At 58.4% G+C, this 20575-nt stretch carries 19 protein-coding genes and 1 pseudogene; 18 read left to right on the top strand and 2 right to left on the bottom strand.

The window, feature by feature from the left end; all coding sequences use genetic code 11:
* The 9 genes and pseudogenes from CFR78_RS14730 to CFR78_RS14695 all read left to right on the top strand — a co-directional run.
* Positions 1-1762 (top strand): AAA family ATPase (locus CFR78_RS14730; RefSeq protein WP_110581321.1); only part of this gene is annotated, 1762 nt, incomplete at its 5' end.
* A gap of 46 nt (positions 1763-1808) precedes the next feature.
* Positions 1809-2231 carry a putative toxin-antitoxin system toxin component, PIN family gene (locus CFR78_RS14725; protein WP_007396294.1) on the top strand — a complete coding sequence of 141 codons (423 nt, stop codon included), beginning with the start codon at positions 1809-1811 and terminating at the stop codon, positions 2229-2231.
* A pseudogene (locus tag CFR78_RS16785) lies at positions 2228-2281 on the top strand (toxin-antitoxin system HicB family antitoxin); the annotation flags it as partial. The gene CFR78_RS14725 and the pseudogene CFR78_RS16785, both read left to right, overlap by 4 nt.
* Positions 2282-2311: 30 nt before the next feature.
* The gene (locus CFR78_RS14720) at positions 2312-2491 is read left to right on the top strand and encodes a toxin-antitoxin system HicB family antitoxin (protein WP_242448110.1); all 180 of its coding nucleotides are present in this window, start codon (positions 2312-2314) and stop codon (positions 2489-2491) included.
* 86 nt (positions 2492-2577) lie between these two features.
* The gene (locus tag CFR78_RS14715) at positions 2578-2829 is read left to right on the top strand and encodes a FitA-like ribbon-helix-helix domain-containing protein (protein WP_010517485.1); all 252 of its coding nucleotides are present in this window, start codon (positions 2578-2580) and stop codon (positions 2827-2829) included.
* Positions 2826-3248, top strand: coding sequence for a type II toxin-antitoxin system VapC family toxin (locus tag CFR78_RS14710; protein ID WP_110581320.1), 423 nt, complete (start codon positions 2826-2828; stop codon positions 3246-3248). The genes CFR78_RS14715 and CFR78_RS14710 overlap by 4 nt, the downstream gene beginning before the upstream one ends.
* Before the next feature lie 64 nt (positions 3249-3312).
* On the top strand, positions 3313-3507 hold the full coding sequence (locus CFR78_RS14705) for a type II toxin-antitoxin system VapB family antitoxin (protein ID WP_010512615.1): 195 nt from the start codon (positions 3313-3315) through the stop codon (positions 3505-3507).
* On the top strand, positions 3504-3896 hold the full coding sequence (vapC, locus tag CFR78_RS14700; protein WP_102326276.1) for a type II toxin-antitoxin system VapC family toxin: 393 nt from the start codon (positions 3504-3506) through the stop codon (positions 3894-3896). The genes CFR78_RS14705 and vapC overlap by 4 nt, the downstream gene beginning before the upstream one ends.
* A gap of 278 nt (positions 3897-4174) precedes the next feature.
* Positions 4175-4843: a DUF6118 family protein gene (locus tag CFR78_RS14695; RefSeq protein WP_110581319.1), complete on the top strand. Its 669-nt coding sequence runs from the start codon at positions 4175-4177 to the stop codon at positions 4841-4843.
* A 161-nt stretch (positions 4844-5004) separates the two neighbouring features.
* On the opposite strand, the gene CFR78_RS14685 is transcribed toward CFR78_RS14695, so the two are convergent.
* The gene (locus CFR78_RS14685) at positions 5005-5601 is read right to left on the bottom strand and encodes a recombinase family protein (protein WP_110581318.1); all 597 of its coding nucleotides are present in this window, start codon (positions 5599-5601) and stop codon (positions 5005-5007) included.
* A gap of 156 nt (positions 5602-5757) precedes the next feature.
* On the opposite strand from CFR78_RS14685, the gene CFR78_RS14680 reads away from it, so the two are divergent.
* The 3 genes from CFR78_RS14680 (at position 5758) to CFR78_RS16120 (ending at position 13500) form a co-directional block, all read left to right on the top strand.
* Positions 5758-8715: a Tn3 family transposase gene (locus CFR78_RS14680; RefSeq protein ID WP_110548474.1), complete on the top strand. Its 2958-nt coding sequence runs from the start codon at positions 5758-5760 to the stop codon at positions 8713-8715.
* Positions 8716-8861: 146 nt separating this feature from the next.
* A complete protein-coding gene (locus CFR78_RS14675) occupies positions 8862-12890 on the top strand; it encodes a hemagglutinin repeat-containing protein (protein WP_110581317.1) in 4029 nt (1342 codons plus the stop codon).
* The gene (locus tag CFR78_RS16120) at positions 12877-13500 is read left to right on the top strand and encodes a carboxypeptidase regulatory-like domain-containing protein (protein WP_146220231.1); all 624 of its coding nucleotides are present in this window, start codon (positions 12877-12879) and stop codon (positions 13498-13500) included. Before CFR78_RS14675 ends, CFR78_RS16120 begins: the two co-directional genes overlap by 14 nt.
* 328 nt (positions 13501-13828) lie before the next feature.
* Here CFR78_RS16120 and CFR78_RS14670 read toward each other — a convergent pair whose 3' ends face one another.
* A complete protein-coding gene (locus tag CFR78_RS14670; protein WP_025439974.1) occupies positions 13829-14746 on the bottom strand; it encodes a LysR family transcriptional regulator in 918 nt (305 codons plus the stop codon).
* Positions 14747-14837: 91 nt separating this feature from the next.
* On the opposite strand from CFR78_RS14670, the gene CFR78_RS14665 reads away from it, so the two are divergent.
* The 6 genes from CFR78_RS14665 (at position 14838) to CFR78_RS14640 (ending at position 20513) form a co-directional block, all read left to right on the top strand.
* Positions 14838-15551, top strand: coding sequence for a type 1 glutamine amidotransferase domain-containing protein (locus CFR78_RS14665; protein WP_041250523.1), 714 nt, complete (start codon positions 14838-14840; stop codon positions 15549-15551).
* Positions 15548-16561, top strand: a complete 1014-nt coding sequence (locus tag CFR78_RS14660; RefSeq protein WP_025439976.1) for a zinc-binding dehydrogenase — start codon at positions 15548-15550, stop codon at positions 16559-16561. The genes CFR78_RS14665 and CFR78_RS14660 overlap by 4 nt, the downstream gene beginning before the upstream one ends.
* Position 16562: 1 nt before the next feature.
* Entirely contained in the window at positions 16563-17672 is a 1110-nt protein-coding gene (locus CFR78_RS14655) for an NADH:flavin oxidoreductase/NADH oxidase (RefSeq protein WP_025439977.1), read from the top strand.
* A 112-nt stretch (positions 17673-17784) separates the two neighbouring features.
* Positions 17785-18321, top strand: a complete 537-nt coding sequence (locus CFR78_RS14650) for an SRPBCC family protein (RefSeq protein WP_110581316.1) — start codon at positions 17785-17787, stop codon at positions 18319-18321.
* 224 nt (positions 18322-18545) lie between these two features.
* Complete coding sequence (locus CFR78_RS14645; protein WP_006115447.1) at positions 18546-19619, top strand: alkene reductase; 1074 nt, start codon at positions 18546-18548, stop codon at positions 19617-19619.
* Positions 19620-19928: 309 nt separating this feature from the next.
* On the top strand, positions 19929-20513 hold the full coding sequence (locus CFR78_RS14640) for a recombinase family protein (RefSeq protein ID WP_110581315.1): 585 nt from the start codon (positions 19929-19931) through the stop codon (positions 20511-20513).
* The last annotated feature ends 62 nt before the right edge of the window (positions 20514-20575 follow it).

The raw sequence follows: 20575 nt of genomic DNA, 5'->3' as shown, positions 1-20575 counted from the left end.
GTCACGGCAGATGGAGCGGGTGCTGTCGGCCGCGCGCGGTGCCGGGGCCAAGGTCGTGCTGGTGGGTGATCCCGAGCAGTTGCAGGCGATCGAGGCCGGCGGGGCGTTCCGGGCGGTGGCCGAGCGGGTCGGGTCGGTGGAGATCACGACGGTTCGCCGGCAGCGTGAAGGCTGGCAGCAGGTAGCCACGAAGGAGCTTGCGACCGGGCGGACGGGTGAGGCGTTGGGGCGCTATGAGGCGGCCGGCCTGGTGCGCGGGCATGATACGCTGGAAGAGGCGCGGGCCGGGGTGGTGGCCGGGTGGGATGAAGCCCGGCAGGCCGCGCCAGAGGACAGCCAGATCATGCTGGCGCACCGGCGTGTCGATGTGCGGGCACTGAACGAGGCGGCACGCGCCATCCGGCGGGAGGCGGGTGAGCTGGGTGACGACGTGCTGGTGCCGACCGCCCAGGGCGAGCGGGTGTTCGCCGACGGGGAGCGTGTCTACTTCCTGCGCAATGACCGGGAGCTGGGGGTGAAGAACGGTACGCTGGGTACGGTGCGGGGCATTGTGGGGTCGCCTGATGCCGGGGATCTCGTGCTGTCGGTGCAGCTCGACGGGCCGGGTGGGACCGGGCGCGGTCGGGTCGTGTCCGTGTCGGTGGCGGATTATGACGCGCTGGATCATGGCTATGCGGCCACCATCCACAAATCACAGGGTGTGACGGTGGATCGGGCGCATGTGCTGGCGACGGGGAGCATGGACCGGCATGGGGCTTATGTGGCGCTGTCGCGCCATCGGGAGAGCGTGTCTGTCCATTGGGGCCGGGATGATGTGGGCGACCGGGACGGGCTGGTGCGGCGGCTGTCGCGCGAGCGGCTGAAGGATACCACGCTGGATTACCCGCAGGTCCGGGATCGGGATGCCGGGTTTGCGCGGCGGCGCGGGCTGCATGTCCCCGAGAGCGAGATCGTGGTGGGGCGCGGCAAGGCTGCTTCTGGCCCCCATAAGGACAGGCAGACCGAAGCCGTCCGTACGCCAGATCCGGCACCGGCGCAGCGGAAGCGCGGGATGTTCGACGGGTTGGACCTGTCCGTGCGGCTTGGTCATCGCACATCGGAAAAAGACGTGTCGGCCGGGGTGGATGCCGGGGCCAGTAAGGGGGAAAGTGGGGTTGGGCGTGAGGCTCCCGCCTCTCCCTTTGCCGGGTTGCGGCTGCCGCGCGTGCAGCGCGCGCAGGTGCCGGCCGGGCTGGGCGGGTTTGTGCCGGGTGGTGATCCGCTCCACCAGGCGGTGGAGCAGTATGCGCGGGTGGTGCGGGACATCGGGCGCATGGTGGAGCAGGACCTGCCGGTGCTGGAGCACCAGAAGAAGGCATGGCTTGACGCCAGCACGGCCCTCGAACGGCTAAGGCCCGGAGCGGTGATCGGTCTGGAAACCGCAGTGAAGCATGAGCCGGAGATCCGGCAGGCCCTGTACGGGCTGGAAGGGCCGGCGCGGGCGCGCAGGCTGGTCGAGGGGCTGGAACACGAGGACAAGGTGCGGAAAAGTCCGGAATTGCGGGCCGCGCGGTTCGTGAAGGCATGGGACGGGCTGAGTCGCGAGCAGCAGGGTGTGGCGCTCAAGGAATTGAAGCGGGATGCGCAGCTTGAGTCCCTCCTGCGGCAGAAGGGGCACGAACTGGGCATCCGGAAGGGATCGACGCTCGATCATGGATTGCAGCCGCAGCGCACGCGCTCGCTGTCGCGCTCCAGGGGGCGGGATATGGATATGGGGATGTAGGAGATTTTGATTTACGTTAACCAGTGACGTCATATATGATGTCACTATGCGCGTTGTTCTTGATACGGATGTTGTTCTTTCGGGATTTATGTCACCGGATGGAGCGTCCCGGCAGCTTTTGCTGGGGGCCTTGGATGGGAATTTCAGTCTGCTGCTCTCCACGACCCTCCTGGTCGAATATGAGGCGGTGTTGCGTCGCTCTGAAAATCTTTTTCGAATGGGCGTTCAGGGAGATGAAGTTCTGGAGGTTCTTGATGGACTTGCAGGGTGTTGTGTGCCGGTTTCTTTTGATTACAGGTGGCGACCGACAGGTGCGCATGGTGATGATGAACTTGTGGTTGAGACAGCGATCAACGGGAATGCGGATGCGATCGCCACGTTCAATCTGAAAGACATGCAGCGGGCTGTATCACGGTTCGGTATTCCAGCAGTGCGGCCAGGTGTTCTTTTGCGAAGGATGAGAGGATGAGTAGCAGTAAAATCCAGCTTCGGCTTCCGGAAGATATGCGGGAAGCCGCAACGCGTCAGGCGGCGCTTTCAGGTGTCAGCATGAACCTTTTTGTTGCGACGGCTGTCGCGGCCCGGCTTGGTGGGCAGGCAGAAGCGGAACGGTATTTTTCCGCACGGGCGACACGGACCACGCCTGCTCGTGCCAAAGCTCTTCTGGAGCGGATCGGAACAAGGGGGCAGATCAGGGACGATGATCGTCTGGACGTGCCGGAAAACTGAATCTGGATGAGGGGATATAGGGTTTTTCTAGAAAGATATCGAAATGATATTTATGATATCAATCTTGAGAAATGGGGAGTCCTGTCATGTCCTCTGTCGTTATTCGCAACCTGCCGGAAGAGACGCATCGGGCGCTGAAGGCGCAGGCCGTGCTGCATGGGCGCAGTACGGAAGCGGAGATCCGGACCATTCTGGAAGCGGCCGTCCGGCCGCAGCAGCGGGTCCGGCTGGGATCGCTGCTGGCAGCCATCGGTCGTGAGGCGGGTGTGAGCGAACAGGATGTCGCGGCCTTGCAGGTTCGGGATCAGACCCCGGCTGAGCCGATGTCCTTCGAATGATCCTGCTTGATACCAATGTGATCTCGGAGCCGTGGAAGCCTGTGCCGGAGCCGCGTGTTCTGATCTGGATTGATGAACAGGCGATCGAGACGCTTTTTCTGTCTGCCGTCACGGTGGCGGAACTGCGTTTCGGGATCGGGGCGATGCCGACCGGTCGGCGGCGTTCTGTACTGCATGAGCGGCTGGAACAGGAGGTATTGCCCTTGTTCGCGGGGCGTGTCCTGTCGTTCGATCTGGCGGCGTCCCAGGCCTATGCCGAACTGATGGTGCGGGCCAGGTCAGAAGGTCGGGCGATTGGCAAGGCAGATGGCTATATTGCAGCAACCGCTGCATCCCGGGGTTATGTCGTGGCCAGCCGCGACGTGTTGCCTTTCGAGGCGGCTGGTGTGCGGGTTCTCAATCCGTGGGAGGATACCTGATGTCCTGCGGCATGCTTGAGAGCGGATGATTTAATGTGTATGATTTCTATTGGAGATACACATCATGCGAACAAACATCATCATTGATGATACCCTCATGACAGATGCGCTGAAGGCGTCTGGCGTCAAAACCAAGAAGGAAGCGGTCGAACTCGGGTTGCGGACGCTGATCAAGCTGAAGCAGCAGCGGGAACTCCGCACCTTGCGGGGAAAGCTCGACTGGCAGGGTGATCTTGATGCCATGCGCTCCGACGCATGATCCTGGTGGATTCATCGGTCTGGATCGATTTTTTCCGGGGTACGGTTACGCCACAGGTTGATGTTCTGGACCGGCTTCTGGGAGAAGAACTTGTCGCCATTGGGGATCTGATGATGACGGAAGTTCTCCAGGGATTTGCGAGTGAGCGGGATTTCAACAAGGCACGGCGGATGCTTGGTGCCCTGGATCTGGTGGAGATCGGGGGACGTGATGTCATGATCGAGGCGGCACGATATTTCCGTGATCTGCGCGCCAGAGGCATCACCATCCGGAAGACCATTGATACCCTGATTGCCACACGATGCATCGTAAGCGGGTATCGGCTTCTTTACAGTGACCGGGACTTTGATCCGTTCGTGACACATCTGGGGCTGGAACGGGCTGCCTGATCGGGGGAGGGATGTTGTGCAGGAAAAAGAACAAGCCGTTTGTCAGGAGACAGCACATCTTCTGAGTAGTCCGCGCAATGCGGAAAGATTGCGACGGACTATTCAGAACGCAGCTTCAGACAGTCGGCCCAACAGGCTTACGCTCCTGGCAATGGAAGAAGGGCGAAGGCGGCTGCTTTTCGGGAAGCAGAAAAGGGCCGGAACGCAAGAGGCTGGTCAGGATGATGATCGTCTGGACGTGCCGGAAAACTGAATCTGGATGAGGGGATGGTTCCATCATGAGCGAGACGGATCCGGCAGCCCGTGCGTTTGAGGATCTGTGCGCCGAAATGACGGTGCTCCGGCGCAGCGTGGAAGCGCTACCCCAGGCATGGCGGGACAACCGGCCGCCAGACTACACACCGGACCTGGCCAGACTGGTCAAGGCCCTGAACGACGTGGGCGCGCGCATGAAGGCGATCGAGGCCAGTCCGACGCTGAAGATGACACCGCAGGCCTACGGGCAGGGGGTACGCCAGGCAGGGCTTTCTGTCAGTCAGGACATGCAGGCCGCCTTTCATACCGCGATCCGTGCGGTTCAGGTGGAGCGGCAGCAACTGACCGACATTGTCGGGCAGGCGCGCACCCGGGACCGGCAAAGCTGGTGGGTGCTGAAGGTCGGGCTGGCCTGTCTGGCTGTCGGGATCGGGTTCTCGCCTGCCTTGACCTATCTCCTACCATCGTCACTAGGGACGCGGGTGGCCTCCTTTATCGTGGGCGGACAGGATCGGTGGGAATCTGGTGCGTTGATGATGGAGGCCGACAATCCCGAAAGCCTGCGGCATATGGTCCGGGCCAACCGGCTTGTGGACGCCAGTCGGGACCGGATCGCTGGCTGCCAGAAAACGGCCAACGAGACGAAGGTGGACCAGTCCTGTGTCCTGACCGTCCGGCCGGATGGGTCATAAGCGTCCTGTCAGGACAGGAGATCATGCACGCTCATGCCGTCGAGGATGGCCATAAAAGCATCGGTTGCCTGTCTGGTCAGGTGACGGAGACGGCAGGCATCTGCCAGGATGCAGGGTCTGCCCTGAAGGGGTCACGACACGAAAGTGTACTTTACGTACGCTTAGAGTGAACCCAACAAGAACGTTGAGGCTGTTCTGCTGAGAGTTCGATAGACAGTTGGCCGAGAAATAGAAAACAGTTCTGAAAGATCGCTGATGGAGTAATCGCCGGTATCATACATCCGGCGAAGCTCTTTTTGCTGACGTTCAGAAAGCTTGGGTTTCTTTCCGCGTAGTTTACCTTTGTCGCGTGCAACGGCCATCCCTTCACGAGTACGCATCCGGATCAGATCGGCTTCAAACTCCGCGAAAGTCGCAAGGATGTTGAAGAACAACTTGCCCATTGGATCAGACGGATCGTGAATACTGTTCCCAAGTTGAAGCTTCACGCCACGGGATGCCAGGCTGTCGCCAATAAGCCGTGCATCAAGGACAGAGCGGGCCAGTCGATCAAGCTTTGGTACGACCAAAGTATCGCCACTACGAACAGCCGCCAGTGCCTGGTCAAGGCCGGCCCTTTCCCGGTTCGTGCCGGTGAAGCCCTTGTCGGTGTAAATACGATCGGCAGAAACACCGAGTTTGAGCAGTTCCTGATGCTGGGCCGCGAGATCCTGTTTGTCCGTCGAGCAGCGGGCATAGCCGATCATTATGTGTGTCATACGGGAAAGTGTAACGTATAAGGCCCCATGACTGCAAAACATATGGTACCACCTTTATGAGACACAGCACACGGCTGTATTCCATGACGTGTTGCACTTGTCCGGGACAGTCCGTCCAACGATCCCCTTCCGGACACATGAAGGAGACATCCGATCATGGCGCGGCGCCGTCTTCTGACCCGTGAAGCTCTCGCCCGACATTACGAGCCTTCTGTCGATGATCGCGAGATCACGAGACATTTTACACTCAGCCAGGATGACTTCGATCTGATCGCAACCCGCCGCGGAGAAACTTCCCGATTGGGTTTTGCGATGGTCATGCTCTACATGCGCTGGCCGGGACGGGTGCTGGAATCTGGTGAAACACCACCGGCTCCCATTCTGTCATTTGTTGCGCGGCAGCTCGACCTGTCCCCTGGGCTCTGGTCCCATTACGGACGTCGTGACGAAACCCGTCGATCCCATCTGGCCCACCTGATGAAGCGTTATGGCTACCGAACCTTCGATCGGTCGGCATTTCATGACATGACCGGTTTCGCGATGCCAATTGCACATCATGTGACCCAGCCATCCCGCATGGCTGCGATCCTGATTGACGAGATGCGTCGCCGAAGCATTCTCCTGCCGTCGGTCACTGTCATTGAAGCCTTGGTGCGCCGTGCTCGCCAGCAGGCCGATCACCTTGTCCATGACGTCCTTGCAGGGGATCTGCCGCCGGAAACCCGTTGTCGTTTGGACAAAATGCTGGAGCGTCGTGGCGATCGCAGTGCCTCCTCGCTCTCGTGGCTGCGTAACCCGCCCCTGTCACCAGCCGCGCGCAATATCCTGCGATTGCTGGAACGCCTGGAGTATGTACGATCCCTGAACCTCGACAGCGCTCGCGCCACGACCATACCGCGTGTGGCCTTTGACCGTTTGAGCGAAGAAGCTGCCCGGATTACGCCCCAGCATCTGGCCGAGCTTCGGTCATCCCGTCGTTACGCCATTCTGGTGGCAGCCGGGGTCCGACTTGAGGAGGTTCTAACCGACGCGACCCTCACAATGATGGACAAACTCCTCGGAAGCATGATGCGCCGTGCCGAGCACCGGATCCGTGACAAAGCGATTGTCACCATGCGATCGTTGCAGGCCCAGCTTCGTCTGCTGACAACCTCCTGCCGTCATCTGATTGAGGCGCGTGATCAGGGTGTTGATTCACTGTCTGCCATTACGGGAATTGACTGGCCCCGCCTCCAGGACGCCATCGGCAGGGCTGAAACCCTGACAGCTCCAGAGACCATTGATCGCACGGCCGAACTGATCAACCGGCATCGCTCTCTTCGTCCTGCCATTGGTCCATTCCTGAACGCGTTCCAGTTTCAGGGTGGTCGCACGGTACAGGGATTACTGAAGGCGGTGCAGATCATTGGAGACCTCTATCGGACCGGTAAACGCCGCTTGCCTGACTCCTGTCCGATCCGTTTCATTCCGCCTTCCTGGCACAGCTTTGTCAGGCCAGAGGGAACAGTCATACGACAGGCTTACGAACTCTGTGTTCTGACTCAGCTGCGCGAGCGTCTGCGTGCCGGAGACATCTGGGTAACGGAAAGTCGCCAATACCGCGCATTCGACACCTACCTTCTTCCGGAAGCCACGTTTGCAGCGATGCGCGCGCAAGGACCGTTGCCTCTGGCGATCAATGCTACGGCTGACACGTTCCTTTCTCAACGGCGTGCAGTGCTGGAAACCGCGCTGAACCGGGTGACGGCTCTTGCCAGGAAGGGCGAGTTGTCACAGGTCCGGCTTGATGCACATGGTCTTGTGATTTCGCCTCTGAAAGCAATTACACCCCCTGCTGTGGAAGAGTTGAGGCGGGCGGCTTACGACCGGCTGCCACGGATCAAGATTACTGATCTTCTGCTGGAAGTGGACCGCTGGATCAGCTTCACCGACTGCTTTACCCATCGCCGTTCCAGCCGTGTCGCGGATGACAAAAACGCCCTGCTGACGGTGATCCTGGCGGATGGGATTAATCTTGGTCTGACACGCATGGCCGACACCTGTCAGGGTGCCACCCTGCGCCAGTTGGCGCATCTGCATGACTGGCATATCAGCGAGGCCGGATACGCCGAAGCCCTTGGCCGTATGGTTGCAGCCCATCGTGGGCTGCCCCTGGCGTCACTCTGGGGAGACGGCACATCGTCCTCAAGTGATGGTCAATTGTTTCATGCAGGTGGCAGAGGCGCTGCGATCAGCGATATCAATGCGCGCAATGGCAGTGAACCGGGCGTCAGTTTCTACACCCACATCTCCGATCAGTATGATCCGTTTTCGACCCGGGTGATTGCTGCGACGGCCGGTGAAGCGCCCTATGTTCTGGATGGACTGCTTTATCATGCTAACGGACTTTCCATTGAAGAGCATTATACAGATACGGGTGGGGCATCGGATCATGTTTTCGGGCTGATGCCCTTCTTTGGTTATCGATTTGCGCCCAGGATACGGGATCTGAAAGAGCGGAAACTTCACCTTTTTCCGGGACAACACCCGGGCGAACTTCTGGGTGGGATGGCCGGTGACCTGATCAATACCAACCATATTGTGGAACACTGGGACGACCTGCTGCGTCTCGTCACATCTATTCGGAGTGGAACCGTGACCGCTTCGGCCATGCTGCGCAAACTCGGATCTTACCCCCGTCAGAATGGTCTGGCTGTGGCTTTGCGCGAAGTCGGCCGGATCGAACGGTCAATTTTTATGCTCGACTGGATACAGGATCTGGATTTGCGCAGACGAACCCAGGCTGGACTCAATAAGGGAGAAGCCCGGAATGCGCTGGCTCGGGCGCTCTTCTTCAATCAGCTTGGCGAACTGCGGGATCGGCGTTTTGAAAATCAGGCCTATCGGGCGTCAGGTCTGAACCTGCTGGTGGCAGCGGTCATCCTATGGAATACGCGCTATCTTCAGTCTGCCATCACGACGCTCGGTATTTCAGATGACCTGGCCCAGCATATCGCACCCCTCGGCTGGGAGCATATTTCTCTGACAGGCGACTATCGCTGGAATGTCGATGAGCAGCCCGAAGCTGGCGCGTTACGACCGCTTCGGGTACCTGCATCCCTACTTGTTGCGTGAACCTCAATGTGGCCAGTTCTACAGGTGTTCACTCCAAGCGTACGTAAAATACACTTTCGTGTCGTGATCCCAACCAGCTTGGGGCCATCCTTTCGGATAACGGGTCGATCGGGATCGGCAATGGCGCCAGCGGGGCGGCCACCGCCGTGTTCAACCGCTCCGGCGAGATCGTGGCTGACAGCGCCAGCGGGGATGTCCTGATCAACGCTGGCACGGTCACCAATGATGTCCTGGGCGGGGTGACGGTCGTCGCCAATGCCGTCCTGTGGAGCCATAGTTACGCGGGCGGCAGCAATGTCGATATTCCCGTGCCGGCAGGCCTGCTGGATACCGTGACCGGCGCACAGGGCACGGGCCAGCTTGTCGGTCATTCCCAGGGCGGCACGATCTATGTGCAGGAAGATGGTGGTCGTGCCACGCTCAACAACGCCGCCTCCCTGATCTCGGCCGGGCGTGATGTGGATATTACAACCACAGGTGGCATCATCAACGATGCCAGCCATATCGCGGCGGGGCGCGACATCAATCTCAGCGGGGGCAGCCTCGACAATATCGGCTACGCCGTCCAGCATGCTTTCTATGTAACCTGCAAGGCCTTCTACGGCTGTAGCTGGACCAGTCAGTCCGACCCGGCCTTCAAGGGCGGGTCGACGTCGGCCGTAAGGCACAAGAAGAAGTTTGGCCTCATTACGGTCGGCCATTACTGGACGGCCGCTCCGCAGCCCAAGGAAAAATGGGGTTCGAGCGAGACCTATTACGGCCCGACCGGCACCATCGTTGCAAAAGACAATATCACGGGCACCTTCACGGGCACGATCAACAACCAGACGGAAATCGCCAACGCGAGTTCCAGTGAATATACCAGCTATACCGGCGAGACGCCGGGCGGCCTGTCTCCGGTGGCTGCCGCTTCGTCTGCGTCCGGGGTTGCGGCTGACGCCGCGCTGAACGGCGGGGCGACGGCGGCCCTGGCGGATGTCAGCACCGGGGTCGCGGGGGCGGCCGGCACGCGGAGCAGTGCGGCGGCGCCCGCCACCACGGGCGGCACCCTGGCCTATCAGGGGGTCGAGACCGCGCAGGTGAAGGCGTCGGCGACGGCCCAGGAAGCCGCGATGACGCTGCCGGGATTTGCCACCAGCAGCGACCCGACCATCCCGACGGTGATCTCGGCCATTCCGGGCGGCAGCGCGCTGTTCATCGCCGATCCGGACCCCAGCGCGCATTACCTGATCGAGACCAACCCGAAATACGCGACCTTCAGCGGCTTCTATGGCTCGCAATACCTGGTCAACCGGCTGGGCGACAACACGGCGGATTACGAGTTCCTGGGGGATTCGTATTTCGATACGGAGTTCATCCAGCAGCAGATCGTGGCGTCGACGGGCCAGACCTTCCTTGGCAGCAGCTACGAGACGGCCAACGAGCAGATGGAACTGCTGCTCAACAACGCGGTCTCGGAATCCAATGCGCTTGACCTGACCTTTGGCGCAGCGCTGACGGCCAGCCAGCAGGCGGCGCTGACGCAGAACATTGTCTGGTATGTGCCCGAGACGGTGGACGGGCGCAGTGTGCTGGCGCCGAAGCTGTATCTGGCCCCAGGCCAGGCGACGCTTACGGACGGGGCGGAGATCTCGGCGACCAACGTGTCGCTGACCGGCTCGAGCATCAACAATACCGGCACGATCAACGCCAGCAACGCGCTGTCGCTGACCGCGACCAGCGGGGATATCGTCAATGCCGGCGGGACGCTGTCGGGCGGCAGCGTGGCGCTGGCGGCGCTGAACGGCTCGGTCGTCAACGAGGACCAGCTCAATACCTTCATGGTCGATGGCGGGAAGGCGCAGTCACTGGGCGCGCAGGGCACCATCACCTCGGGGGGCGATGCGCAGATCCATGCGGCGAAGGACATCACGTTTGATGGCGGGTCGCTCAGCGCGCTGGGCGATACCACGCTTGTGGCAGGGCAGGGGATCACGCTGGGTTCGGTTGCGGCGAGCGCGTCGCAGGACATCGAGCAGCATGATTACAGCCACCGCGCGGCCGAGACGGAGAATTTTGGGGCGTCGGTCAGCACGGGCGGGAACCTGACGGCGGCCGCCCTCGGCGGCGACCTCACCCTGGCGGGCGCCACGGTCGCGGCCGGGAAGTCGGCCACGCTGATGGCGACGGGCAACGTGAACCTCAACGCGGTCACCGACAGCCAGTCCTCCTATACCCGCACCGTCGAGCACGGCTTCCTGAACAGGACCACCACGACCTCGAGCGAGAGTTCCACCGACCAGGTCGGCAGCACGGTGGCGGCCAATGGCAATGTCACCATGGTCTCGGGCAAGGACATGTCCGTGGCGGGCACTGTCGCAGGCGGCGGCAATGTCACGCTTCAGGCAGGTGGCAGTCTTACGGAGAATGCGCTCCAGAGCACGGCGCAGTCATATTACGATAAGGAAAGTAAAGGATTTTATTTTGATACTGACGGTGCCAAGGCTAGGGTTGGGTTCGGATCTTCCAAAGAAAGCGTCAGTGACAGCAGCACGACCTGGACTCCGAGCATGATTGTGGCGACTGGGGGCACCCTGTCTGCTACCGGCGGCGGCCCAGTAGTCATCAACGCTTCTGATCTTGTTGCCGCGAAGGATCTGAACGTAACCGGATCCTCTGTCCTGCTCAACGCACTGTCTGATGTATCCAGCACGAAGCAGACCAGCGATTTCAAGTTCATTGGCGTGCAGGTCGGACTGTCGGATACCTCCCTTGTCGGACAGGCCGCCAATCTGGCCCTGTCGGCGGCCCAGACTGCCAGCGACAAGGACATGGCGACCCAGTCACTGGATGCCCTGTCAACTGCGGAGAGCGGCGTCAGTATCGGGAAGACTGTGGCCACGCTCGTGGATACCAAGCTGGCCGCGACAACATCAGACGTAACGAAATCCAACATAGAATTGGTAGGAGTACAGGCGGAAGTCGGATTCGAGCATGACAGCAAGACATCCGAAACTATTTCGACCACGGCAAAGGGATCTGAAGCAGAAGCTGGCGATGGACTGACCATGACTGCGACCGGGGCGCAGCCTGCGACAGACAGCAATGCCGGGGATATCATCGCCACGGCCGCGAGCCTGTCAGGTGAGAGTGTCACGCTGGCGGCGCCGGGCAATATCCAGCTCCAGTCGGGACAGGACACCACGCATACGACTACCAGCCAGACGGCCCTGTCCGCTTTTGTCGGCGCGACGGCCTCGCTGAACGCCAATCTGCAGTGGGGGGTCAGTGTTACGGGGCAACTCAGTGCCTCCCATTCCCACACGAATTCACAAAGCACGACACAGGTAGATACGACGGTCACGGGTGCGCAGAATGTGAGCATCGATAATGGGGCGGGGACGACCACGCTGGACGGGGCCAGGGTATCCGGTGGTTCCGTAGATGTGGCGGCGGGTAACCTGAATATTACCTCGGCACAGAATACGGCAAGCTATCTCAGCACGAATGAGAGCGCAGGCTTCAGCTTTGCCGTTCCCGTCTATGGCACGGGCGGGGAGATGGGTTTTTCGGTCAATGCCTCGGCAGGGGTTCTGTCTGACACTTACGCCTCGACGGAAGCCAGTGGCCTTTCCGGGCTTTATGCAGGTCAGGGCGGCCTTGATGTCGATGTTGCCAGCAGCACGACCCTCAATGCCGGCGTCATGGAAAGCACGGCGGCATCCGGCAACATGGTTACAACGGGTAGCCTGACGGCGAATGATGAACAGAATAAATCAGAATATGCCGGCGCATCTGCCAGTATCTCATACGGTAATCTGGGGAGTGGAGGGAATACAGGACCGGATCAAGGAATAGAAAATACAAAAAGAAAAACTTTTGATGGAGGAGCTAATGTAAGCGGATTTGCGGCACCAGTAATTGGTATGACTTCATCGAACAGCCTCTCTTCTATTGGGTCAAATATCACAATTAATTCCGGATCTACGTCAGGTGTCGTGTCCCGTGATCCATCAACTGCAAACCATGCGATCAGTAATGATTTTGATACGAATGAAGCGGGCGAGATTTTGTCCCTAACGAATAGTTTCGAAAAGTCGGTCAAGGCTGCGTACAACGAGTCAAATGCGGTAAAGGCAATGCCAAGCAATAAAAATTTGACAGATCAAGAAAGGATAGAAAATGACAAAAAATAACAATGTTAAAGGATTGTTTTTTGCAATATCTTCGTCGCTTCTTCTTTTTGGTTGTGTGCAGCCTACGCCACCAAAAATACCATTAAATATAAATGAAGTATCATGGGCAAAGAAAAAAGGGAGTGCTTCTATTAAAGGATGTGTTAGTGGAGGATATTTTGAAAAATATCATAACTATCAAGTTCCTAATGGAACATATGATTCTTATCCAATAGAAAGTTCATATCACGATAACCCTTCTCGAAATTTTACAATAGACCTTCTTCCCGAAAATGATTATATGTATAATCTTTCAGAAAAAATGAAACATTACTACTTGTTGCATAGCTATCATACATTGAATGATCCCCGATGGGTTGAATCTTCGGTTATGCCATTTATTCCTCATATTTCGTGCCCTGCAGATGGCCCTAATACTTGCCCATCGAGAGGGCATTTTAATTTTAATAATCTTCCTGCAGGAAACTGGTATATAGTGGCTGGATATAATGCAACCAAAGAAGACAATGCTGTGGCAGTTACCGTGCAAAAAATAACAACCATTGATGGGCAGACAGTTCCATTCGTTTCTTGGTTTGGGGTATTGAATAAAAATCAATGTACGCCTTGATTTATGAATTGAATCGCACCGGGATTGGCGGAGACCGAGGTATGTAAGTTACATGGCGATGGAGTAAGGTCCTCCCGAGTGGCGTAAAACGGACCTGTCAGGAATTTCGTGTTTGGGCGTTTGATGTGAAAGAAGGAGCAGCTCTACCGGAAGTGTCCTCTTTGTAGTGTATGGACCATTTCTTTGATCGGCAGGTTTGACGTAGAAATCCGTCGCGCATCGCTACCTCTGATAATGGCATTTATCAAAAGTAGGATGGCAGCTTACGCCCTCATCTCGGCCATGAAAATACCCAAATAATTTTCCGTTTAGCAGACATCAAGTCTCGTCAAACATGCTCTGAAACGCATTTGGTGATGTCTGCTACTTTACTACGTAACCACTGATAACGGGGGTCGCTCCCGGTACGGCAGTGCCAGGCAAGAATCTTGTCAAAGCCCGGCACAGTCAGGGGACTGGGTGGACTGAACAGTACAAGATCCCTCCTCCCGTGTAAAAGTCTACGTGGGGCCATCGTGATCAGGTCCGTCTTCAGAAGAAGATCAGGGAGTGCCAGAAAATTTGGCACGGACAGGGCGACATGACGCCTACGTCCAAGTGTTTTGAGTTGCCTGTCTGTCGCGCCGCAGAACCGCCCGCCTTCATACGAGACGATGATATGACCGGCCGCGCAATACTGATCCAGCGTCATGTGCATGCCCGCGGTCGGATGGTTCTTCCGCGCCGCGCAGATATACTCTTCATGAAACAGCTTTGATGACAGCAGGTCGGGCGGGCAAGTCTCGGGGGTGATCAGCGCCATGTCGAGCTGACCTTTCTCCAACTGCTCCTGAAGCCGGGCATCATCAAGCGGATAAACCGCAAGCGTGATTCCAGGCGCCTCCTGTCGCAACCGAGCGATGAACGGCAGCAGCACAACCTGAAGCGCATAATCTGTGGCGGCAATCGAAACCGTAAATGACGCCGAAACCGGGTCGAAGGCGTCTGGCTGACAGAGTGTTCCGATCTCGCACAAGATGCGCTTGAGCGGCGCGACAAGATCGCGCGCGCGCGTTGTGGGCGTCATGCCGCGCTGTGTTCTGACCAGCAGCGGATCGCCAAAATTCTCCCTAAGACGCGTCAGCATGTTGCTGACCGCTGGCTGTGTCACGCCGAGCCGCTCGGCCGCCCGTGTCACGCTGCCTTCCTCAAGCAGCATGTCGAGCGCGCGGAGCAGGTTGAGATCGAGGGTCCTGATATCACCCATGTTTATGGGGCCCATATTCTGTGTCTATTGGATTTATTCTGAGGGCAATGCCATCCTGACGCAACTCATGATTCCTGCGAGGATAACTGCCATGCCTCACCCTCTGTTCAAGATACTGATGGTCGTGACCTCTCACGCGGCCCTGGGCGCTTCCGGTCATCAGACCGGCGTCTGGTTCGAGGAACTGACCACACCCTATTATGTCTTTCGGGATGCGGGTGCGCAGGTCGATATCGCATCGATTGAAGGCGGGAAAATCCCGGTCGATCCACGCTCCGTCCAGCATAGCGACAAAGATCCCGAGAGCGTGCAGCGCTTTCTGAAAGATCGTCCTGCCATGGATGATCTGGAGCACTCACGCAAAATCACCAGTGTTTCCGTAGATGGGTATGACGCCGTTTTTATTCCCGGCGGCCACGGTGTGATGTGGGACATGCCCAACAGCACACCGCTTCAGAGTCTGATCCTGCGCGCTTGGTCGGACGGCAAGGTTGTTGCGTTCGTCTGTCACGGGCCGGCAAGTCTGACCGGAGTTCGTAACCCCGATGGAACCCCGTTCGTGAAAGGCAAGAAGATCAGCGCTTTCTCGGACAGTGAGGAAGAAGCCGCCGGCCTGACAAAAACCGTTCCGTTCCTGCTGGAAACCCGGCTCCGCCACGAGGGCGCGATTTATGAGAAGGGCGAGAACTTCAAGCCGTTCATGGTCCGCGACGGACGGCTCGTGACGGGACAGAACCCGCAATCCTCCGCGCTGGTTGCACAGGAAGTTCTCTCGGTTCTCACAGAAGGCAAGGATACGAAATGACAGACTATGCGGTTCCCGATCATTATCGGGCCTGGTGCTGGGAGCAGGGAACATCGGCCTTGGATCTCGTGCTGAAGAGTGTTTCTCGCCCTGTGCTTCAGCCCGATGAAGTGCTGGTGCGCAATCATGTTGCCGGGCTGAACCCGGTTGACTGGAAAGCCCTCGGTGCGCGTCTGGCGCTGTGGGGGCCGGGTCAGGTCCCCGGTGTCGATGGCGCGGGCATCGTGGTGGCGGTCGGGCGGGATGTCGGAGCCGAGTGGCTGGGGCGGCGCGTGGCGTATCACCAGAGCCTGATGCGCCCCGGCAGTTTCGCCGAATATACGCCTGTCGGCCTTCGAGCGCTGATCGACCTGCCTTCAACGCTGGATTTCGAGACGGCGGCCGGCGTGCCCTGTCCTGCGCTGACGGCGTGGCTGGCACTGGCCAAACTGCCAAGTCGGACAGGAGACACGCTGCTGATCGCAGGTGCAGGAGGCGGTGTGGGCAATTATCTCGCCCAGCTTGCCGTGGACCGGGGTTTTGCCGTGACGGCGATGTGCAATGAGCGGCACTGGACACGGCTACGGGCCATGGGCGTGCAGGATTGCGTTGTAGGGCCTCTGAAAACCGGCGAAGCGCTACCCGACACACTGCAAAACCGTTTCCACGCAGTGATCGACTGCGTGAGCGCGGATCATGCGGCAGCCCTGGCTCCCGCACTGAAGGCGAACGGGCATATCGTATGCATCCAGAACCGACTGACGGAATGGCCCGATCCCCCGTTCACCCGCTGTATTTCAGTTCACGAAGTCGCTCTCGGTGCGCTGCATCAGTATGGCGACGATGCCGACTGGCGCGACCTTACGACGGCCGGACATCGTGTTCTGGCCTGTCTGGCGGAGCAGACTCTCGTTCCTGAAGAGAGCGTCATTCGCGACTTCAGGGATCTCCCGACATTTCTGAATGACCTCGAACATCGACAGTTTTCCGGCAAGGCGCTGATCCGCGTCACATCCGTTAAGGAAGCATGACATGACCCCCGCTCTCTTTACGCCCTTCGCCCTAAAGAACACGCAACTACGAAATCGCATCGTTGTTCCGCCCATGTGCCAGTATACCGCCGTTGACGGCTTCACAACCGATTGGCACGCAGCCCATTACGCAGGCCTTGCCCGCGGCGGTTCCAGTCTTGTTATCGTGGAAGCGACGGCCGTCTCTCCTGAAGGGCGGATCACGCCCGGATGTGCAGGGTTATGGGATGACCGGCATATCGCGGGCATGGCGGCTGTTGCGCGTGAGATCAAGGCCGCTGGTGCCGTCGCAGGGATTCAGCTTGCTCATGCAGGCCGGAAGGCGAGCGCCAACCGACCGTGGGAGGGTGACGACCATATTGCCGAGGGCGACCCGCGCGGGTGGGAGACGATTTCGCCGTCCGCCATCGCTTATGGCGCGAACCTGCCCCAGGTGCCGCGGGAAATGACGCGTGAGGACATCGCGCGGGTGCAGGCCGACTTTGTCGCCGCGACGCGACGGGCCGTGGAGGCGGGGTTCGAATGGCTCGAACTGCATTTCGCCCATGGCTATCTCGCGCAAAGCTTTTTCTCGGTTCATGCCAATCATCGTACAGACGAGTATGGCGGCGATCTGACGGGACGGAGCCGTTTTCTTCTGGAAACGCTCCGTGCGGTCCGCAAGGTGTGGCCTGAAACTTTTCCCCTGACGGCCCGCTTCGGAGTCATTGAGTTCGACGGACGGGATGAGGAGACGCTTGAAGAAGCCATCACCCTGACCCGCCAGTTCAAGGCGGAGGGACTGGACATGCTCAATGTCAGCGTCGGCTTCTCAACGCCGGATGCACAAATTCCGTGGGGTCCGGCATTTCTGGCGCCGATTGCCGAGCGGGTCAATCGTGAGACGGGCCTGCCCGTGGCGTCGTCCTGGGGGATCGATACGCCGCTTCTAGCCAATGGGGTCGTGGAAAAGAAGCAGATGGATCTGGTGATGGTGGGACGGGCACAGCTTGCTGATCCGCACTGGCCCTACGTGGCGGCATTGAAACTTGGTCTTGATCGGCCGTCCTGGGTTTTACCGCCGTCTTATGCGCACTGGCTGGAACGCTATCGACCGGCGGCGTCGGAGTAGATTTATTTCTAATATTTTCATGAGTTATGACTCTTATCATAACTCATGATTGGCATTTATATCTTGGGCGAATTATCAAACAGCTCAGCTTTCAGCAGAGGAGAAAATCTCAATGGCAAACGAAATCTTCTGGCCTCCGGGCTATATCCCGGGCTTCGCGGATAATTTCGCTTCGAATGAGATGATTGTGGCAGGCCTGACAACTACTGAAATCTGGCCGTTACTCAGTCATCCGGCGAAATGGCCAACCTATTATGCCAATTCCGCCAACCCTCGCTTTTATGATGATAAAGGTCCTGAACTGGCGCAGGGAGTGCGGTTTTATTTTGAGACGTTTGGCTTTCCTGTTGAGGCCGAAGTCACGGAATATGTTCCTCCAGCTTCGGGCCAGCCAGGCCGGGTGGCATGGCATGGATGGGCTGGCGAGGAAGGCTCAGCTGAGAGGCTTGACGTTCACCATGCTTGGCTGATTGAAGATCTGCCGGAAGGACGCGTCAGAATTCTTACGCAGGAAACCCAGAATGGGGAACCGGCCAAAACACTGGCAACGACGCGTCCCAATCCGATGATCAATGGCCATCAGGAATGGCTGGACGGGTTGGTTTCGGCAGCTCGAAGCTCAACGGTAACAAAATCATCCAAACTATGAACATTACTTTTTTTCGGAACTGCCTTTGAAGAGAATGTCCGTAATCTGCAACTCACGTTCAGCAGCGGACATTCTGCTCCCCCCCCAAATCTGCCTGTCGGCTTCACCAATTCAGCAGACAGGCAGTGCTCACCTCAAGTCAGACGAGGTTGTAAGCCTTCTGTTGTATTCCTCGTGAGGCTTCCCAAATTCATAGGAACTGCATCTTTTAAGAAGGATCTGTCATGACCAGCCTGTTTGAGCCGATTGAACTGGGAAGCATTTACGCCAAAAACAGAATTCTCATGGCGCCGCTGACACGCGGTCGGGGCACCCGTGATCATGTGCCCACCCCCATCATGGCCGAATATTACGCGCAACGGGCCGGAGCCGGTCTGATCATCTCAGAAGCGACCGGGATCAGCCGCGAAGGTCTTGGCTGGCCGTATGCGCCGGGCCTGTGGTCGCAGGAACAGGTGGAAGCCTGGAAGCCCATCACCGCCGCAGTTCACGCCAAGGGCGGAAAGATTGTGGCCCAGCTCTGGCATATGGGTCGGATGGTTCATTCCAGCGTGACGGGCCAGCAACCTGTGTCCTGCTCGGCGACAAAAGCGCCTGAAGCCCTCCATACGTACGATGGCAAGCAGGCTCCCGAAGTCGCCCGCCCTCTCACCAAGGAGGACATTGCCCGCATCCTGAACGACTACGAAAATGCTGCTCGCAATGCCCTTCAGGCAGGCTTTGACGGTGTGCAGATTCATGCCGCCAACGGTTATCTGATCGACGAATTTCTGCGGGACGGCACCAATCATCGTTCCGACGAATATGGCGGTTCGCCGGAAAACCGCATCCGCTTCCTGCGTGAAGTCACCGAACGCGTGATCGCAACGATTGGCGCGCACAAAACGTCAGTAAGGCTGTCCCCCAATGGCGATACGCAGGGCTGCATCGACAGTCATCCAGAGCAGGTTTTTGTGCCGGCCGCAAAGCTGCTGAATGACCTCGATATCGCTTTCCTTGAACTGCGCGAGCCCGGACCGAACGGCACGTTCGGCAAGACCGACCAGCCCAAGCTGCATGGTCCGATCCGCGAAGTCTTCAGGAAGCCGCTGGTTCTGAATCAGGACTACACACGGGAAGAAGCGATCGAGACAGTCGCTACCGGTGTTGCGGACGCCATTTCGTTTGGTCGGCCTTTCCTCGCCAATCCGGACCTCGTGCGTCGTCTGGAAGACAATCTGCCCCAGAACAAGGACGATATCCGCACCTGGTACTCGCAGGGTGCAGAAGGCTATACGGATTATCCGCTTGCTCGCTGATACCCTATTTTTCCCGCAAGTTCCTTCCAATGGAAGGAACTTGCATTTGAACTATAGAAAATATTTAGCCGCCGACGTGATACTTGTCGTGAAGTAGGCGAAATCACCTGAATAGTTCTACTCCCTGCCATGAATGTGAACACTGCGAAAGGCTGTTTTCGGTAACTCTATCCCGATAGCCGACTGTCTGTTTCCCCCCCATTTCTTCCATTCAAATTAGGTTGACCCAAACAGTCTATAGTCATATTGGGACAGACCGGAGTCACGGTGTATCAAGGGTTGCATGGTGGTTTTTCCGGGAGGGTTCAAATGGGACAGCGTGCGGTCATCTATTGCCGGGTTTCCACGGCCGATCAGTCCTGCGCGCGCCAGAAGGACGAGCTGAAGCGGTTTGCTGAACGCGCGGGCTATGAAGTGCTGGACGTTTACATGGAGACCGGCTCTGGCGTCCGGGTGGATCGGGCCGAGCGTCGAAAGGTCATGGCATTGGCCCAGGCCCGTGAAATTGACGCCATTCTGGTGACGGAGCTGTCCCGCTGGGGGCGCTCGACCATTGATCTCATCTCCACGCTTCAGGAGCTGGAGAGCTATCGTGTTTCCCTGATCGCCATGACGGGGATGATGTTCGACCTGGCGACGCCACATGGGCGGATGCTGGCGACGGTTCTGGCCGGGATTGCGGAGTTCGAACGGGATCTAATTAGCGAGCGGGTGAAGTCCGGTCTGGCTGCTGCCAGGGCACGCGGGAAGGTTCTCGGCCGACAGAAAGGAGAGCGGCCGAAGTCTGACCGTCTGGCTCCGAAGGTTCTGGCTCTGGTGGCTGAAAAGCGGAGTTATCGGTGGATCGCCCGCGATCTGGGGGACGTACATAAAACGGGCACAGATATACGCTAAGGATTATCGGTGATTGTGATGGCTTGCCGGAGCGGGCGGAGTTTCCCTTCCGGGATGCCGGC

It is taken from the genome of Komagataeibacter rhaeticus (genome assembly GCF_003207855.1).
GTDB lineage: Bacteria > Pseudomonadota > Alphaproteobacteria > Acetobacterales > Acetobacteraceae > Komagataeibacter > Komagataeibacter rhaeticus.
Note: the sequence above shows the minus strand (reverse complement) of the source record. Positions and strands in the feature narration are given on the sequence as shown.

Coding starts and splice junctions, on each gene's coding strand:
- CFR78_RS14725 (WP_007396294.1), top strand. CDS start 1,809: ATGCGCGTTGTTCTTGATACGGATGTTGTTCTTTCGGGATTTATGTCA.
- CFR78_RS14720 (WP_242448110.1), top strand. CDS start 2,312: ATGAACCTTTTTGTTGCGACGGCTGTCGCGGCCCGGCTTGGTGGGCAG.
- CFR78_RS14715 (WP_010517485.1), top strand. CDS start 2,578: ATGTCCTCTGTCGTTATTCGCAACCTGCCGGAAGAGACGCATCGGGCG.
- CFR78_RS14710 (WP_110581320.1), top strand. CDS start 2,826: ATGATCCTGCTTGATACCAATGTGATCTCGGAGCCGTGGAAGCCTGTG.
- CFR78_RS14705 (WP_010512615.1), top strand. CDS start 3,313: ATGCGAACAAACATCATCATTGATGATACCCTCATGACAGATGCGCTG.
- vapC (WP_102326276.1), top strand. CDS start 3,504: ATGATCCTGGTGGATTCATCGGTCTGGATCGATTTTTTCCGGGGTACG.
- CFR78_RS14695 (WP_110581319.1), top strand. CDS start 4,175: ATGAGCGAGACGGATCCGGCAGCCCGTGCGTTTGAGGATCTGTGCGCC.
- CFR78_RS14685 (WP_110581318.1), bottom strand. CDS start 5,601: ATGACACACATAATGATCGGCTATGCCCGCTGCTCGACGGACAAACAG.
- CFR78_RS14680 (WP_110548474.1), top strand. CDS start 5,758: ATGGCGCGGCGCCGTCTTCTGACCCGTGAAGCTCTCGCCCGACATTAC.
- CFR78_RS16120 (WP_146220231.1), top strand. CDS start 12,877: ATGACAAAAAATAACAATGTTAAAGGATTGTTTTTTGCAATATCTTCG.
- CFR78_RS14670 (WP_025439974.1), bottom strand. CDS start 14,746: ATGGGTGATATCAGGACCCTCGATCTCAACCTGCTCCGCGCGCTCGAC.
- CFR78_RS14665 (WP_041250523.1), top strand. CDS start 14,838: ATGCCTCACCCTCTGTTCAAGATACTGATGGTCGTGACCTCTCACGCG.
- CFR78_RS14660 (WP_025439976.1), top strand. CDS start 15,548: ATGACAGACTATGCGGTTCCCGATCATTATCGGGCCTGGTGCTGGGAG.
- CFR78_RS14655 (WP_025439977.1), top strand. CDS start 16,563: ATGACCCCCGCTCTCTTTACGCCCTTCGCCCTAAAGAACACGCAACTA.
- CFR78_RS14650 (WP_110581316.1), top strand. CDS start 17,785: ATGGCAAACGAAATCTTCTGGCCTCCGGGCTATATCCCGGGCTTCGCG.
- CFR78_RS14645 (WP_006115447.1), top strand. CDS start 18,546: ATGACCAGCCTGTTTGAGCCGATTGAACTGGGAAGCATTTACGCCAAA.
- CFR78_RS14640 (WP_110581315.1), top strand. CDS start 19,929: ATGGGACAGCGTGCGGTCATCTATTGCCGGGTTTCCACGGCCGATCAG.